This window comes from Pseudoroseomonas sp. WGS1072 (assembly GCF_049340465.1).
Classification (GTDB): domain Bacteria; phylum Pseudomonadota; class Alphaproteobacteria; order Acetobacterales; family Acetobacteraceae; genus Pseudoroseomonas.
Map to the genome: position 1 here is coordinate 91,892 of NZ_JBMPSU010000003.1, position 16,866 is coordinate 108,757.

Genomic DNA, 16,866 nt, shown 5'->3' on the forward strand with positions numbered 1-16,866 from the left:
ATGCAGAGCCGTCGGGAAGTTCGCATTTGCCTGGCCACCATGTCGCTGCTGGATCAGGGACTGCTTCCGCGCTTGGCACATGATGTCACAGGCCTCTCACTGCGCCGGGTCAGGGCACTGATCCCAGATCGTATGGCCGGAAGAGCGAGTCCAAGGGGTCGGCCTCCCAAAGCGGGGCGCTTCCTGACCCGGCTCGGCAAGATCTATCACGCCACTCTGTATATGGAGTGCGTCCGAGAGTTCGAGGTCCGCTGCAAGGGGCCGGACGCGCCGGAACTCAGGCCCGCGATCCTGTCTGACTGCGCGTTCGCCTACTATCGCTACTGCCTTGAGGTTCTGGATTACCACTGCACGGAGAGGCTGCTACCGGGCACGACACCGCTCTTCCTCAAGGACCGCCTGACGGTCAACGAGGCCTGCACGATCCTGCGCGATCGTGACGAGATGATCCGCGAGGTGTGCGGTGACTGCGGAAATCCAGCCTGGCGATGGCACTGCATTGACACGCCGCGCGGCTGCCCCTGCTGCTGTGCCCGCCGGCAGTTTCAGGCGGCGTTGGCGCGCACCAAAGAGGCGGGCCGGCAAGGCGAGCTGCTGGATGGTGTCCGTGAACAGGACCATATCGCTGTCGAGGGTGTGGTGATGGGCAATGCCGTCGCGGGCGCCATGGCGGATGTGCTGAGAGACGAGGAGAGTGCTTTCGCGCGGCCTACCGCGGCCGCCGTGGGTTATGGCGGGACGGCTGCCGCCGCGGTGCCTGGGCAAGAGGAAGCGGACGTACTGGTCGATGACGCCGATCTTCATGACCTCGGCGGCGTGCCGGAAGGTCTGCCCTATGTGGAGATTGTGGGCACAACCGAGCACGGCACAGCCGCATCTGGCAACGAACGCCTGTCGGTCGCGGTACTGGATCGCCGGTTGGATTGCCATCCGATTGAGCAACCGGATCGGCAGGACGCGGCACCTGGCGTGGATCCGCCGGGGCAGGGGACGGTCCTTGCTGCGGCGCCAGGGGGGAACGGCGTCGCAACGCCACGTCATGGGTGCGACGCCGACTGGCATGGACAGGAACTGCCTGACTGCATGTCCGAAGGCAGCGCCGGCGTCCTGCGTCAGCACGGATTCCAGCACCTGTCCGATGATGCCGATCAGGGTATTCCCGATGGCCTGATGCTGCTCGGCGAGGGCGGCCGCAACCTCGACGGCGAACTGCCGCAGTCTGGTGGGGGTGATACCCTCCAAAAGCGGCTCAGGGTCGATCAGGCTGTCCAGCCATCCAAGGCCATAGGTCCAGAGCCTGATCGTCTGCGACGTCGACGGCCCAGGCGCCTGTTCCAAGCTTCAGCCCCTCGCCCTGCCGCCGGGCGGCATGAGCGGCAGGGCGACCAGCGCTGCCGCACGATCAGACGCAATGCCCCCCGCGACGCGACCGCGGATCTGCCCATGAACCTCGGCATCAAACCACTTTGCCAGCCGGTCCAACGCGCTGGGCTCGGGCAGGTCGATTGCGGTCGACGCCGCCGAACATCTGGTCACCAGCATGGCGTGCCCGAGTTGTGTGGCGAGATGGGCCACAGGACCCGGATGCACAGCATCCGGCCCTGGAAAGCCGCCGGGATCCCGGCTTTGATCGCTTCGCGCGCGGCACGCGCGCCCCCTGTTCGGCGGTTCGAGGAGCTCGACCATCTCTGGCGAGGGCTTCGTCAGGGTCCAGGATCAGGTGATGTTGACCATCATCGGCGCTCTGGCCGAGCTGGAAACACGTGGCGCCGGGCTGGCGGCACGGTCCCGCAAGGTCCCGTCGTGGGGGTTAGACTGCGGCCGGGAACGCTCGTGGAGCAGGATAACGTCCCGCTCTGAGCGGGCTGACAGGAGCGAGGCGGCGGGAGTTTGCGCAGCAGATTCCTGGCGGAATTCAGACGTCGTGATGGCGAGCATCCTGCTGAGGTGCTGTGCAGCCCATCGCCCGTTGACGGACCGCCGGCCCGAAGGATCGGAACTGGTGCTCACTTTACGCTATTTACGGGGGGTTCCAGATAGGATCGTGCAAGGCAGACTTTCCGCTCAGGAGGGTCCCCGATGCAGAGTATCCCGCTGCCCCGCACCGTCGATGAGCCGCCCTATTTCCTGTTGTGGCGGATCGACGACCTCTTCGCGCCCTGTCTGCTGATGGTCGTCGGCCTGATGTTCGAGCGGATGATGGGCGGCCTGGCGCTCGGTCTGGTGTTGAGCCTGGTCTATCGCCGCTTTCGTGACGGGCGCCCCGAGAATTACGTGCTTCACGCCATCTACTGGTCGGGGCTGTGGCCCGGGCGCGGCTACTCCTTTCCGAACCCCTTCGCGCGGATCTGGTGGCCATGAAGTTCGCGACCTTCTTCCGCTCCTGGGAGGGTACCCGCCGCCTCAACAACATGATGGCGGTCGCCCTGGCGGCACAATCGCTTGCCATCGCCGGGCTGGGGCTTCTGGTGCTTCGGCAGGACCGCACCGTCACCATGGTGCCGCCCGATTTCAAGCAGGAGGTCAGCGTGCGGCGCGGCACGGCGGATCCGGCCTTCCTGGAATCCTGGGCCGCCTACTTCGCCAGCGTCCTGGGCAATGTGACGCCCGGCAATACCGACTTCGTCCGCCGCAGCGTCGAGGGGCTGCTCTGTCCCGACATCTACCACGAGGTGGTCACTGCCATCGAGCGGGAGAGCCTGCAGATGCGTCAGGACCGGGTGAGCACGCGCTTTGAGGCGAGGCGGGTCCTGCATGAGCGTTCGACCGGCCGCACCTTCGTCCAGGGCCAGCAGGTCGTGGAGAGCGTCACCGGCAGCCAGGCCCGGAATGACCGGACCTTCGAGTTCCGCATCCAGATCCGGGACTTCAAGCCGGAGCTCTGTGGCCTGTCGAGCTATGCCGGTCTCCCCCGGACGCAGGATGTGCTGGATCGCGAGAACAATCAGCGCCCCGCCTCAGGCGAGCGCGCCAGCAGGAGCTGAGCCATGATGAATGCTCTCTTCGGCCAGGCCGCCCTGGCCTTGATCGCCATCTCCCTGCTGTTCCGGCCCGTGCTGGCCCAGGAAGCACCCGCGGCGCCTGCCGGAGCGTCAGGGGTGGAGGGCGCCGTACGGCATGTGGAGGTGCCTCCTGGCCGGCTGACGGGCGCCGCAGGGTCCACAGCGCCCGGGGCGTCCCAGGCAGCCCCGCAGCCCTCTGCGAGGCTCGCGGCGGTGCCGGCCGCCCGGACGGGGCAGAGACAGGAGGCCACCATCCCGACCGTGCCCGCGGCGGTCTCCCCGCGTGCCGCGGCCAGTGCCGCCACGGTGAGTGGCATCGTGCAGGTCCGCACGGGGGCGAACAATATCTTTCCCATCGCCCAGGGGCACATGAACCGCATCGTCACCCCCTTCCAGCGGGCCGGGGTGCAGACCAATTCGCCGGAGGAGATCCAGAGCCGGGGCAATGTCATCTACGTCTCGCCCCGCAGCGAGCAGCCGCTGACCATGTTCATCCACGAAGATGGCGATGATAGCGTAGCCATCTCCCTGACCCTTGTGCCGCGGCTGATCCCGCCGGTCGAGCTGGATCTGCGGCTTCCGGGGGAGAGCGCCACGCGGGTCTCCTCCCGCACGGTGCGCGAGCGCGTCGACACCGCCGATCGCTGGGAGCGGGGCCAGCCCTATGTTGACACCATCCGCGACGTGATGCGGCGGCTGGCGGTCGGTGAGGTGCCGCCCGGCTATGAGATGCGCCAGATGGCGGGTTCGGTCAGCCCGCCGGCCTGCCGCACCGATGCCGGCATCACGGTGGATTTCCGGCGTGGCCAGCTGGTCGTGGGCGCGCAGCTCGAGGCCTATGTCGGTGTGGTCCGGAACACCTCGGGCGAGGCCCGCGAATTCGTCGAGAGCTGGTGCGGGAGTGCCAGCACAGCGGCCGTCGCTCTTTCCCCATCGCCGATGCTGGCGCCCGGGGGCAGCGCGGAGATCTTCATCGTCCAGCGCAATACGCCGGTGCAGGAGCGATCCACGCCGCGGCCGTCGCTGCTGCAGGCGGAAGCAGGCCGATGAGCGGCACCACGAGCGGGATTTGGAACCGCCTGCCGGCCCGCGGCAAGCGCATCCTGGTCTTCGGCGGCGGCGGCACGGCCCTGGTCGCTTTCCTCTGGCTGGTGATCCCCGCGGACGAAAGCATCCAGCGGCAGGGCAACCGCCGGCAGAACGTGGTGAGCGAGGTCATGATCAGCAACAATACCCGTGCTGTGACCGTGGACGGGCTGGCGGCCCAGCTCAGCATGACGCTCGACCGCTACCACCGTCTCGAACAGCGGTTTGCCGATGAAAACCGACGCAACGTCGCCTTGCTGGAATCCCAGGCCCGCCAGCTCCGGCGCGAAATCGAAGGGGCACGCGGCCGGGGTAATGCCGAGGACCGCGTGCGTCTGCGGGAGCTTGAGGCGCGGATCGCCGAGTTGGGTGGCAGCACGCCGGAGCAGCCAGTGGCTGCGGCGGCTCCGACGCCTGCGCCTGCGGCGACCCAGCCGCCAGCGGCACAGCAGAATGCCGCGGATCCGCCGGCACAGCCGGCGCCAGATGCGGCGTCGATGCGCGCGCCGGCCCCGGACCCGCCACAGCCCGCCGCGGATCCGATCGCCTTCGGGGGCCGGCCGCCGAGGATCGACCTGAATGCAGGGCTGCCGCCCGATCCGCCGACAAACCCCCTCGGCGACCTGAGCCCGGAAGGCGTCTTTTCTCAGCGCCCGCGCTTTGAACCCGCTGTCGCCGTCCAGCCCCAGCCCCAGCCCCAGGGCGGCAGGAGGGGAGGCGCGACGCCGGCGGCGGCCGGCGGCGGCGCCATGCGCTACATCGCGCCGCCGCCGGTCGAGCGGCAGAACCAGGACATGCCGCAGCGTCGGACAGGCGAGCAGGCCTTTCTGCCGGCCGGCGCCATCCTGAGCGGTGTCGTGCTGGCCGGCTTCGATGCGCCAACCTCGCGCCAGGCCCGCCGCGATCCCCTGCCGGCGCTGATCCGCCTGAATGACCTCGCCATCCTGCCAAACCGCTTCAAGGCGGATGTGCGGGAATGCTTCCTGCTGGTCAGCGGCTTCGGGGATCTCTCCTCCGAGCGCTCCTACATGCGCGGCGAGACCTTCTCCTGCGTGCTGAATGACGGAACCGTCGTGCAGGAAAAGATCCAGGCCTATGCGAGCGGCGAGGATGGCAAGGCCGGCATCCGCGGCCGCTTGGTGACCAAGCAGGGTCAGTTCGTCGCGCGTGCCCTGGTGGTCGGCCTGATGCAGGGCGTCGCCGAAGCCTTCTCCAACACGCGAGGCGTCCAGATCGGCGTCTCGGGCGGCGGCGGCTTCTCCTTCGAAGGCGCCCAAGACAATCTTGGCAGCGGCCTCGCCCGGGGCAGCGGTCGGGCGCTCGACCGCATCGCGCAATTCTATCTTGACCAGGCGGGTGACGTGTTTCCCGTCATCGAAATCTCGGCAGGTCGCCGGGTGGACGTCATCCTGACGGCGGGCGCGACATTGCGCCTGCCCGGCTGAAAGGAGAGAGCCTGATGAGTGTCGCATCCATTGGCCGCCTGTCCGCTCTTCTGGGTCTTCCCCTCCTGACCGCCTGTGGGGTCGCGATGCCGGGCGCCTCCGACTACATCTGCGGCGAAGTGCCCGCCGGGGTCTGCGCCAGCGCCCGCGATGTCTATCGGATGACGGACAATCGCAATGGACCCATGCTGCAGACCGATCACGCCGCGCCGGACAATCCGGCGCCGGGTGGCATATCGGCGCAGCCGCTTCCCGCCCCGCGAGCAGTCGGGGCGTCAGCGCCAGGACCTGTATCGCCGGCTGCTGCCTCCCCGGCGCTGCCGGTCTCCTTCTCGCAGGACGGGGCGGTGCCGCTTCGCACACCGTCGCTCGTGATGCGCGTCTGGGTGGCGCCCTGGGAGACCGACAAGGGCGACCTGGTGATGCCAGGCTACGTCTATACCGAGTTGGCCGAGCGGCGTTGGATGGTCGGGCACACCGCCGTGCCCACCTCGACCGTGCTGCGTCCGCTCGAACCGCCGCGTGGCGGCGACAGCTTTGGCGCGCCCATGCAAGCCACGCCGCCGGCACTGACGCCGCTGCCCGGGCCCCGGGGCATGGACCCCGACATGCGCGAAGCACGGACTTCATCGGGCGGTGATGGCGGCTTCTTTGGACCGCGCCCGCCGGTCCAGGCCGCGTCCACATCAGGACGCCGGCCCGCCGCACAGCCGCGTAACCAATAGACGCACGCGCCATTCCCGAGATGAAGTGCCCGTCTGACCACATGGTCAGGCGGGCTGCAGCGCATTGGGACTCGCTATCGTGCGTCGCGACAGCGTTTTGAGCCGGAAGATTCGTAAATCGGTGCGCATTCTACCCGGATTTCGGGGAGTGTTTTTCTTGAGCGACCATTCGAAGCTTCTCTCGGCCGGGCTGTTCCGGTCGCCCCTGACCATGAAGAGAAGCACAGTATGTCCCGCAAGCTGTCGAACTTCCTCTCGCGGCGCGCCGGCCTGGTCGCACGCCGTGCGGGCTCCCTGCAGGCGAAGAAGGCGCTGTCGGTCCTCGCGCTCGCCGCCGCCGCCGTCATGCTGGCCGATCCCGCCCATGCCGGCACCGACGGCGCCGAGTTCGCCGACGTCTGGACGACCCTGACAGGCTGGATGCAGGGCACCCTCGGCAAGATCGTCGCCGGTGCCTTCGTCATCGTCGGCCTGGTCGCCGGTGTGGCGCGCCAGTCCATCATGGCCTTCGCCATCGGTGTCGGCGGCGCCATCGGCCTCTACAACGCGCCGACCATCCTGGACAACATCGTCACCGGCACGGTGCCGCTGCTGCCCGAGGCGACGGCCAAGGCGCTGCCCGCCGTCAATCTGCTCACGGCCGTCTCCGGCCTCTGAGGAGAGCGATCCACCATGGCAAGGAACCGTCCCTCCGCGTCGCTGCCCGCGGCGCCCGTGCAGTCGATGCGAGGGGCGGTTCCGCCGCGCTTCGCCCTGGCCGCCGCCCTCGCGGCGGCCCTCCTTTCCATCGCCAGCGCCCAGGCGCAGCAGCCACCCAACAGCCCGAGCTTCGGCTTTTCCCCGGGCACCGGTCCGGCCGGGCTGAATGGTCAGATCGAGAGCATCGAGCGGATGCCCGGCGGGCAGTTCTCCGCCGTGAAGCTCAACAATCGTGAGGGCCTTTACTTTCTCTCCTCCAACGGCCGCTGGGTGCTGCGGGGGAATATCTACGATCTCTGGCAGGGTCGTGAGCTGGACAACCTCGCCGACCTGCGTTCGGCGGCGCAGACCGTCAGCCTCTCGGGCCTCGGGGTGGTCTGGAATGATCTCAGGCCGACTGTGATGGGTGAGGGTGAGCGCGAGACCGTGGTCTTCATCGACCCGCACTGCCCTTACTGCCAGCAGCTGATGAGCCAGATCAACGCGCTCGTCGAAGCCGATCCCAGGGCCTACAAATTCGTCATCCTCGCCGTGCCGCTGCTGGGGGACCGCTCGGCCCGTACCGTGCGCAATCTGGGCTGCGCCAGCGACCAGGGTGCGGCCCGGGCCGCCATGATCAGCCATCGCTATGAGCCCGAGCTCGCCGAAGTACCCAACTGCGATCTCGGCCCCATGCAGAAGCGCTTCGTGCTGGCGCGACTGATCGGCCTGGAGGGTGTGCCCTATCTGATCCGCTCCGATGGCCGGCCGCAGGCCGGCCTGCCGCCGAATCTGGCACTCTGGCTTTCCCAGGCCGGGCCGACACCGGCGCCGGTGAACCGCTCGCAGGCGCAGGCTCCCGCCAATTCGTCGAACCCGGTGCGGTGAGCCGCGTGGGTCGGCAGCAGGAGGAAGGGGAAGTGGCGTCGTCCAGCTTCGCGTGGCGCCTGCACCTGGCCCAGGCCGTGCTGGCGTGCGGCTGTGTCGCCCGGCCAGCAGCGCTGCCTACGACGGTGCACGACAACACCGATGACCCTGCGGAAGAAGGATCCTCCCCGTGAAGATCGACCGTGGCGCTGCCGGGGATGTGGCCGGCCTGATTCCCATCCTCGCCTATGAATCCGAACGCAAGCTCTTCTATGGCGAGGACGGAACACTCGCTTTCGGCCTGCTCTGCCGTGCCCTGCCGGGCGGCGACGACAAGACCGAGGGCCGCCTGCGTACGCTGCTGGAGGAGGATTGGCCGGATGAGACCATGCTGCAGGTCTCCCTCCTGGCCTCGCCCAACCTGGTCCGCCAGTTCGACAAGATCCGCGGCATGCGCGCGCCGGATGCTGATGGCATCCTGGCCGGGGCGCTGGAATCCCGCATCGCCTTCTTCAGGGAGGCCGCTGACCATGGCTTTGCGGAGGGAGGCAGTCTCTATCTCCGTGACTTTCAGGTCATCATCAGCGCCAAGGTGCCGATTGCCGGCAGCCAGCCGACCGAGGCTGAGATGGAAGCGGTCTCGCAGCTGCAGAGCCGGGTCCACTCCACGCTGGAGCATGCCGGGCTCGCACCGGAGATCATCACCAATGATCTCTTTGTCGGCCTGCTGAGCACCTATCTCAATCGCAGCGAGGCGGCGTCCTGGCGCATCTTCGGCGGCGACAAGGCCAGGGACGATCTTCCGCTCTCCCAGCAGGTCTTCGACCACGCGACGGATCTGCGCGTCGATCGCAGCGGAGTTTGGCTGGATGACGTCCGGGTCTCGCTGCTTTCCGCCAAGACATTACCGGAGAGCCTGAGCTTCGGCCTGGGTGCCTATCTGGTGGGCGACATGCTGCACGGTTCGCGCGGCCTGCGATCACCGTTCTTCATGACCCTCTCGCTCTACTATCCGGGCCAGCAGAGCGAGAAGATGAAGCTCTCGACCAAGCGGCAATGGGTCGCCAACTCGGCGCTTGGCCCGATGGCCAAGTGGATGCCGAACCTGGCCATCAAGCACCGCGATCTCGATGCATTGAACGCCAGCATCGACAATGGGCACCGCCCGGTTCGCTTTGCCCTGACACTTTGCCTCTTCTCCAGCCCAGAGGATCCGACCGCCCCGTTCGAGGAGCGCATCCGCTCCGCCCATCAGCGCTCGCTGGCCGATCAGTCGAATGCCACGACCTATTGGTCGGAGAGCCAGTTCGGGTTGATGCGCGACCGCTTTGTCTGCCTGCCCCTCTTCATCAATGCACTGCCCTTCTGCGCCGATCGCAAGGCCGTGCGGGATCTCGGGCGCTACCGCACCTGCACGACCGAGCATGCCACACGGCTGATGCCGGTCTTTGCCGACTGGCGCGGCAGCGGCAGGCCGGTGCTGAACCTGGTCTCCCGCCAGGGGCAGCTGATGAACCTCTGCCTCTTCGACAGCTCGACCAATTACAACGGCACGATCGCCGCGGAGTCCGGCTCGGGCAAATCCTTCCTCGCGAACAACATCATCGAGAGCTATCTCGGGATGGGCGCCTCGGTCTGGACCGTCGATGCCGGCTATTCCTACCAGAAGCTGACCGAGGAGTTCGGCGGCGACTTCATCGACTTCCACCCGGACAAGGAGATGAGCCTCAACCCCTTTCCGCTGGTCCAGGACTACGACGATGAGGGCGATGTCCTGGAAGCCTGCGTCATCGCCATGGCGGCACCGAATGAGGGCCTGACCGACCTGCAGACCGCCGAGCTGCGGCAATGCATGCGGGACCTCTGGTCGGAACACCGTCAGGAGATGACCATCGACCTGATCGCGGAGCGCCTCAAGAGGCATGACGATCCCCGGGTCAAGGATGTCGGGGTGCAACTCTACCAGTTCACCACGGCTGGTGCCTATGGCCGCTACTTCCACGGTCCGAACACGGTGAGCTTCCGCAACCGCTTCACCGTCCTGGAGCTGGACCATCTGCGCTCGCGCAAGCATCTGCAGCAGGTGGTGCTGCTGATGCTGATCTATGCCATCCAGCAGCAGATGTTCCGCATGCCCAAGGACGTGCGCAAGATCCTGCTGATCGACGAGGCCTGGGAGCTGCTCTCGGACGGGGCGCTCGGCAAGTTCATCGAGTTCTCCTACCGGCGCATCCGCAAATACGGCGGCAGCGCCATTACGGTGACGCAGAGCATTGCCGATTTCCACAAATCGGACACCGGCAAGGCCATCGCCGCCAACAGTGCCTGGAGCTTCCTGCTCGGCCAGAAGAGCGAGGTGGTGGACACCCTGGTCGCGGAGAACAAGCTGGCGCTGTCGCCCTTCTCGATCGAGGTGCTGAAGTCGGTCCATACCCTGCCGGGCCAGTATTCCGAGATCTTCATCAAGTCGGAGATGGGGCAGGGGGTCGGCCGGCTGATCGTCCCGCCCTTCTCCCGGCTTCTCTACAGCACCCGCCCCGATGATCTGGCGGCCATCTCCCGACACCGGGAGAGCGGGCTCAGCACGGTTGACGCCATCCGCGGCGTGCTGGCCGAGCGTGATCGGCGGCGCAACCGGCCTGCCGGCAGCGGGAGGGCGGCATGAGGGAGGATGCCGTACCGGCCGCCCCCGCGGCAGCGCCTTCTCCCGGGCCGACACGCCTTTCCGGCGTTATGGCTGCCGCGCTCTGCCTCGGCACGGCGCTCGTGGGCGGCGCCGGCGGCGCCTGGTGGTCGGAAAGCCGGCTGCAGGCTGAGCTCACCATGCGTCCGCCGTTGATCGTCATGGACTATGCTCCGCTGGCCGCGGCGCTGGGTCAGGGCACGGCACCGGAGATCCTCCAGGCCGGCTTCGCCGCTTACAAAGCCCGGGCCGCCCGTTTCCAGGAGGCTGGCTTCCTGGTTCTCACCAGGGTCGCCGTGGAGGCTATGCCGGAGGGCATGCTCATCCCGCCGCCGGAGGTGCTGCCGGCGGCGGCGGGTGGGCCTCTCCCGCGCCCGGCGCCGCTTTCGGGGCCGACGCCAGGCTCACCGGCCCGGTCGCTGATCATGCCCTACGTGATCCCTGCGGGGCCTTCCCCAAGCCTGCCAGCACCGGATCAACTCCGGCCGGCGCCGCCAACCGCGGTCGGCCAGGCCGAGACCATGAGCCGTGAGGAGGCGACGGCACTGCTTCGCGGCCTTCTGGGGGTAGGCGCCCGATGAGCACCACCATAGCAGGCCGGATCGCCGGCCGTGCCGCTGGCGTCATCCACCGGAAGATGCCGTGGCGGTGCTTTGCCCTCCGGGCGGCGCTCGCCGGGCTGCTCGTGGGACCGCCCGCCGCCTATGCGGCGCAGCGATGGTCGGTTGCCATCGATCCCCAGGTCAGCCGCTGTCTGCCGGATGTCCGGGCCGTCCTGATCGACCGGGAAGCCACCAGGCCGGGCCGCGGCCAGATCGCCGTCTTCACGGCCGAGGCCGGGCGGCAACGCATGTTCAGGCCCGGCAGCCTGGTGGGGAAAGTTGTCGTGGGCCTGCCCGGCGATCGCATCACGGTCGGCCCGGACCAGACGACGGTAAATGGTCGCCTGGTCGGGCTCGGCCTGCTCGTCGCCCGCAGCCTGGGGCAGGAGGATGAGGACTTTGTCCGCGAGCTGGTCGTGCCGGAAGGGCATCTCTGGGTCATGGGCGCCACGGCCGACAGCTATGACAGCCGCTACTGGGGCCCGCTGCCAGCAACCTCCATCCTGGGGACCGGCCATGCTCTCTTCTGAGAAGATCGAGCATCCATCCTGGCGCCGCCTTCAGCACCTTCTGGCCCTCGGCAACTCGGGGCCGGCTGTCTCGCTTGGCGAGCTTCTGCGCAACCGGAGGCCCAGGCCGGCGTCGGAACTGCGGGAGAAGGTGACGCTCACCCTGCCGGCGGCAGTCCGCTGGGAGCTGAGACAGCGGGCCAGGGAGGAAGACGTCAGCCCCTCGCTGCTGGCCGGAGAGCTGCTTCGCGCGGCCCTGGCGGCCATGCCGACCCAGCAGGAGCTGCGGAAGCGGCGCCGGCAGCGCCATCGCCTGCGGGCCATGATGGCGCTCGCCGGGATCGGCCTGGCCATAAGCCTGTTCGGCAGCGCGTTCGGCCAGTCAGGCGGATGGAGCCAGCAGGACCTGGACGCCATCGCGGGCCACAGCCGGACCCTGCGTGACGCAGCGCAGGGTGATGCCGCGCTCCAGGGCATCTTGCGCGGCGGCGAGCAGGCGGCCCGGCAGGCGCCTCCAGGAATAGCGGCTGCCGCTCCGCAGCCAGCCGAGACCCGTCCCCTGCTGCTCTTCGTCTCCACCAGCATGGGTGAGGCCGGCATCCGTGATGCCCTGGCCGCCGCCTCCGAAGATGGCGCCGTCACCGTGGTCTGGCGCGGCTTCCAGCCTGGGGAAAAGCTCCGCGATGCCGTTACGCGCATGGCGGGCCTGATGCGCGGCCTGCAGCCGGTCCCGACCCAGACCGTCGATCCGCCGGCCTTCGGCCGCCACAGGGTCGTGGCGGTGCCCACGCTGGTCGATCCGCAGACCGGCAGTCAGCTCCGCGGCACCACCAATGCGGCCGCCATGCGCCTGCGCCTTGCCCAGGAGGAGGCCAGGCCGGCGCCACGGCCGCTGGATGATGCGCTCGGCCCGACCGCCGAGGTCGCCGAGACCGATCTGGTCGAGGAGATCAAGACCCAGCTCGCCGGCCTCGATCTCCGCGAAGAGATGCGCCGCTCGGCCGACCAGTGGTGGCGCCGGCAGATCTTCACCGAACTGCCACCGGCGCCGCGCAGCCGGATCCGGCACTTCGACCCGACCATCTACCTGCAGAGTGACATGCCCGGGCCGGGCGGCAGCGTCCTGGCGCCAGCCGGTATGCGCCTGAACCCCCTCGAGCGTGTGCCCTTCCGCTCGGTCGTGGTGGTCTTTGATCCCCGTGATGCCCGGCAGGTCGCCTGGGCCCGCCGGCAGCGCGAGGCCGGCAAGCCGGTCATCCTGATGGCAACGGCCATGGAACGCGGCGCCGGCTGGGACGAGCATGCCCGACTGGTCGAGACCGTCGGGCAGCGCGTCTTCCTGCTACCGCCCGTCCTCCGCGGCCGCATGGGCCTGGAGTTCACCCCCAGCCGGGTCGAGGCCGAGGGCTCCCGCCTGCGCATCGAGGAAGTCATGGCCGCGGAGCTCCCCCGGGCCGAGGAGGTTCGCAATGTCCGGTGAACGCCGCGCCCCCTGGCTGGCCGCCATGGCTCTCGTCGTGGCAACCGCCTGCTTCCTCCTGCCCCGTCAGAGCGAGGCCGCCGCGGACTGCCCCGACTCACAGATCCTCGGCACCGCCATGATCACCGACATCTGCTGGGAATGCATTTTCCCGATCCGCGTCGCCGGCGCCACCATGGCCGCCGGCGGCTCGGTGCCGCGCAAGGCGACCGATCAGATCGCCTGCCTATGCTCGGATGGTCTCGGCGTCCCGCATCCCGGCATCACCGTCGGCATGTGGATGCCCTCCCTGCTGCTGGAGCTGGTCCGTGCGCCCGGCTGCTCGCCCTCGCTCGGCGGGATCAACCTGCCGGGCTTCGATCCGCTGTTTCGCGGCGGTACGGGGGACAACACCTACAACGACGGTGACGGCGCCTACTGGCACTACCACACCTTTGCCTTCCCCGTGATGGCGATGCTGGAGCTCTTTGTCGAAGCCGACTGCCTGGCAGGCGGGATGCAAGACTTCGACCTGCTCTACATCAGTGAGCTCGATCCGACCTGGAGCCACGCCGAGCTGGCCTTCTTCGCCAATCCCGAGGCGGCCGTCGTCGCCGATCCCGCTGTGCAGGCGGCCTGTACCGCCGATGCCGCAGCCGCGCTCACCGATGAGCCGATCGATGAGCTCTTCTGGTGTGCCGGATCCTGGGGTGGGCTCTACCCCTTCGTCGGCACGGCCCTCGGTCCCAGTTCCCCGGTTCGTGCCACCAGCCTGCTGGCCACGCGCGCGCTGGCCGCGCAGCACCGCCGCGGCCTGGCCTGGCGGACCATGGGCAATGACGCCCTGTGCCGCGGCGTCCTCGATCCCATGATCCCCAAGAGCCAGTACCGGCTCTCCATGATGTTCCCGCTGCCCGAGGCGAACGGCAACCACCCGATCGGCCGCAGCACCTTCGCCTGGGGTGAGCATCGCAACATCCCCGGCCGCGGCCCCGATCCGGTCTACCTCGTCTGGAGGTGGACCGACTGCTGCATGACCTGGTGAGGAGGCGAAAGCCATGAAGCTTCTGCGCCATCCCCTGGTGAGTCAGCCGCTGACTGCCTTAATCGCCGCCGCCGTGCTGGTCGTGCAGTCCAACCAGCTCTGGGCTCAGGCGCCGGATGATCCCATCAACCGGGGTTCGCAGGCCGGCCAGCTGCTCGGCGCCGATATTTTCCCCGATGCCAGCCGGCTGGGAACGGCCGACGCCAATGGCAATGTCACGTTGTTTCCTGGCCAAGCGCGTGAGTTGAACATCGGCGCCGCCGAGCTCTTTCCGGGAGCGGGCTCCACCCTCACCGTGGAACAGCTGCGCAACAGCTTCAACAATCCGGCCGGGATCGAGGCCATGGGCCGGGACAGCCAGACCGGGCTGGCGGAGCAGAACGATCAGACCGGCGAGGCCTATCGCACCGTCACAGGTAGCCGCGACAACATGGCGCCCGATCTGCGCGGCGATCCGGTCTGGGGCCAGACTGGAAGCACGGTCAGCAACCTGGAGAGCATCCGCGAGAACTTCGCCTATTGCACCACGACGCGGGCCTTCGCGCCGGGCTCCATGACCGCCCACGTGCCGGACCTGCGCACCTGCGATCGTGTCTATGATCCCGGCGCCACCTTCACGCTGCACCACGCCTATGTCGCCAACATGGTTCAGCCGGTGAGCGGCCCCAGCAACTTCGCCAGCTGCGGCGCCGACTGCCTGGAAATGTGGGTCGGGCGTGTTGGCAACGACTATTATTCGGGGAACTGCTCTGTCTTCGAGGAAGAGGTTGTCTTCCGGAGCACGAACCCGAACGCTATTCAATCCGCCCATGTCGTCAGGGTCGTTTACGATGATTACATGCAGATCTGGCTGGGCGGCACCAAGGTCTGGTCCGGCCCCAACGGCGATGCCTTTCCACCCGAGACGGGCGGCCGCTGCGAACTGGGGCGAAGCCGCGACCAGGCCCTGTCCGTCGATGTCACATCGCGGCTCAAGCAGGAGGGCGAGGGGCGCTTCCGTATCAGGACCAGTGTCACGGGACGCGGCGAGGGCTATGCCCTGGTGCGCATCGTCTTCAATCCTGGCGAGATCATCCAGGGCGATGATTGGGGGACCAACGAGGATATCGCACGTCTCGTCTCCGCCAGCGACGGCTTTTGCACGGCCAATGTGAGCTGCGACATCATGCCGCCTCTGGATGCGGGCAACTGCGCCACCATCGACGGCATTCGGGTCTGCCCGGAGAACTTTACCTCGGACGAGAGCCGCTTCATGGCGGGCTTCGTCAACCCGATCTGCCGGCAGGCAACGGTCAATCTCTCCTGCGGCTTCACCTCGGGGCCGATGGAGTGCTGGACCGACGCCAATGGCAACCGGCAATGCCCGGTCGCCAACGGCCCACGCCAGGATACCTGCGCGCCGTTGCGGCAGAATGCGAGCTGCGGCTTTGTGCGGACGGAGTGCGTCGAAGGTGCCCAGGGGCCCTCCGGCACCTGCTACGTCTACCAGGACGTGTATGACTGCGGCTACTCGACCGAGATTCCAAGTGTCACGCCGGCGACGGAGATTTCCTGCCCTGGTCCCATCCGCTGCATGGGGACCGAATGCACCAACCCCGTTTTTGAATCGAACAACAACTTCGCCCAGGCGGCGGCGTCCCTCCAGGCTCTGCAGATGATCGGCCAGGACGGCACCTGCACCGCGGCCGATGCCGCAGCCGGAAGCTGCGAGCTTTTTCCCGGCGAGGCGCGCACCTGCAAGCGGGCCGTGGGTGGCATGGTGAATTGCTGCGAACAGCCGGGCGGCGTGTCGCTTGGCGACTACCTCAAGCTGGTCATGGCCATCGGCAAGGTGGACTCCGCCATCATGTCGATGGAGGGGACGAGCCAGCTTCGCGGGGCCTGGGAAGTGCTGCGCAGCCCGCTGACCGATACCTGGGCGGCGGCGCAGGAAGCTTGGACGAGCACGGTCAACTCTGTCACAGGCAGTACAACCTCAGCCGCGACGGAGGCGGCCTCGCAGGGGCTATTGACCACGGCCAAGCAGGCCATGCTCCGGCAAACCGCTGAATGGACCGTGGAGCTATTCGGGACCGAAGCGACCAATATGCTATTCTCAACCGTCGCCGTAGATGCAAGTGGCGTGGCGGGCGCAGCCGCCGTTGACGGCAGCATTGCAGGCGGTGCTCTGCAGCTGGGCGGCGGCCAGGCCATCATTGGCACAGCACTCGGCTGGATCATGTGGGCCTATATGGTCTATCAGGTCTTCACGATCCTCGTGAACATCATCTGGGCCTGCGAGGAATCCGAGTTCCAGCTGGGTGTCGAGCGCCAGCTCAAGAGCTGTCATCTGGTCGGCTCCTATTGCAACACGAGCTTCGGCACCTGCATCGAGCGGCGGGAAAGCTACTGCTGCTTCAACTCGCCGCTCTCCCGCATCCTGCAGGAGCAGATCCGGCCGCAGCTGGGCATGGACTGGGGTACGGCGAGGAATCCGCAATGCGGCGGGCTGACCATCACCCAGTTCGGCAGCGCCGACTGGACCCGCGTCGACCTTTCGGAATGGGTGGCGATCCTTAACGCCGAAGGGCTCATCCCCGACCCCACGACCGTCACGCTGCAAAGCCTGACCGGTTCCGGCCGCGAGGTGCTGAACGCCGCCAGCCCGACCGGCACCCGGCCCGATGCGCTCACCCGGACCCAGGAGCGGTTGCAGGGCATGGATATCCAGGATCTGCAGAGCCAGTCGCTCGATCAGCTTCGCGGCGCGGCGGCGGCACCATAGC

14 protein-coding genes are annotated in these 16,866 nt (G+C 67.9%); all 14 read left to right on the forward strand.

Translation table 11 applies throughout. The features are described 5' to 3' along the window. The 14 genes from ACF3NH_RS20385 to traN all read left to right on the forward strand — a co-directional run bounded on the left by ACF3NH_RS20385 (position 1) and on the right by traN (position 16,865). Positions 1-1,860: a hypothetical protein gene (locus ACF3NH_RS20385; RefSeq protein WP_422925522.1), complete on the forward strand. Its 1,860-nt coding sequence runs from the start codon at positions 1-3 to the stop codon at positions 1,858-1,860. 219 nt (positions 1,861-2,079) lie between these two features. Beyond that, the gene (gene traL / locus ACF3NH_RS20390) at positions 2,080-2,361 is read left to right on the forward strand and encodes a type IV conjugative transfer system protein TraL (RefSeq protein ID WP_422925524.1); all 282 of its coding nucleotides are present in this window, start codon (positions 2,080-2,082) and stop codon (positions 2,359-2,361) included. Further along, positions 2,358-2,984: a TraE/TraK family type IV conjugative transfer system protein gene (locus ACF3NH_RS20395; protein WP_422925526.1), complete on the forward strand. Its 627-nt coding sequence runs from the start codon at positions 2,358-2,360 to the stop codon at positions 2,982-2,984. The genes traL and ACF3NH_RS20395 overlap by 4 nt, the downstream gene beginning before the upstream one ends. 3 nt (positions 2,985-2,987) lie before the next feature. Then, positions 2,988-4,052 (forward strand): hypothetical protein, encoded by a 1,065-nt coding sequence (locus ACF3NH_RS20400; RefSeq protein ID WP_422925528.1) that lies wholly within the window; start codon positions 2,988-2,990, stop codon positions 4,050-4,052. After that, a complete protein-coding gene (locus ACF3NH_RS20405; RefSeq protein WP_422925530.1) occupies positions 4,049-5,533 on the forward strand; it encodes a TraB/VirB10 family protein in 1,485 nt (494 codons plus the stop codon). Before ACF3NH_RS20400 ends, ACF3NH_RS20405 begins: the two co-directional genes overlap by 4 nt. A gap of 14 nt (positions 5,534-5,547) precedes the next feature. Further along, positions 5,548-6,258, forward strand: coding sequence for a TraV family lipoprotein (locus tag ACF3NH_RS20410; RefSeq protein WP_422925532.1), 711 nt, complete (start codon positions 5,548-5,550; stop codon positions 6,256-6,258). 228 nt (positions 6,259-6,486) lie between these two features. Next, the gene (gene traA / locus ACF3NH_RS20415; protein WP_422925534.1) at positions 6,487-6,915 is read left to right on the forward strand and encodes a TraA family conjugative transfer protein; all 429 of its coding nucleotides are present in this window, start codon (positions 6,487-6,489) and stop codon (positions 6,913-6,915) included. 15 nt (positions 6,916-6,930) lie between these two features. Beyond that, the gene (locus tag ACF3NH_RS20420) at positions 6,931-7,824 is read left to right on the forward strand and encodes a DsbC family protein (protein WP_422925536.1); all 894 of its coding nucleotides are present in this window, start codon (positions 6,931-6,933) and stop codon (positions 7,822-7,824) included. Between the two features lie 169 nt (positions 7,825-7,993). Next, a complete protein-coding gene (gene traC / locus ACF3NH_RS20425; RefSeq protein ID WP_422925538.1) occupies positions 7,994-10,468 on the forward strand; it encodes a type IV secretion system protein TraC in 2,475 nt (824 codons plus the stop codon). After that, positions 10,465-11,067 carry a hypothetical protein gene (locus ACF3NH_RS20430; RefSeq protein ID WP_422925540.1) on the forward strand — a complete coding sequence of 201 codons (603 nt, stop codon included), beginning with the start codon at positions 10,465-10,467 and terminating at the stop codon, positions 11,065-11,067. The genes traC and ACF3NH_RS20430 overlap by 4 nt, the downstream gene beginning before the upstream one ends. Further along, on the forward strand, positions 11,064-11,618 hold the full coding sequence (gene lepB, locus ACF3NH_RS20435; protein WP_422925542.1) for a signal peptidase I: 555 nt from the start codon (positions 11,064-11,066) through the stop codon (positions 11,616-11,618). Before ACF3NH_RS20430 ends, lepB begins: the two co-directional genes overlap by 4 nt. After that, positions 11,605-13,077: a TrbC family F-type conjugative pilus assembly protein gene (locus ACF3NH_RS20440; RefSeq protein WP_422925544.1), complete on the forward strand. Its 1,473-nt coding sequence runs from the start codon at positions 11,605-11,607 to the stop codon at positions 13,075-13,077. The genes lepB and ACF3NH_RS20440 overlap by 14 nt, the downstream gene beginning before the upstream one ends. After that, positions 13,067-14,101, forward strand: a complete 1,035-nt coding sequence (locus tag ACF3NH_RS20445) for a TraU family protein (RefSeq protein WP_459077149.1) — start codon at positions 13,067-13,069, stop codon at positions 14,099-14,101. The genes ACF3NH_RS20440 and ACF3NH_RS20445 overlap by 11 nt, the downstream gene beginning before the upstream one ends. 13 nt (positions 14,102-14,114) lie before the next feature. After that, on the forward strand, positions 14,115-16,865 hold the full coding sequence (gene traN / locus ACF3NH_RS20450) for a conjugal transfer mating pair stabilization protein TraN (RefSeq protein WP_422925545.1): 2,751 nt from the start codon (positions 14,115-14,117) through the stop codon (positions 16,863-16,865). Position 16,866 lies beyond the last annotated feature (1 nt).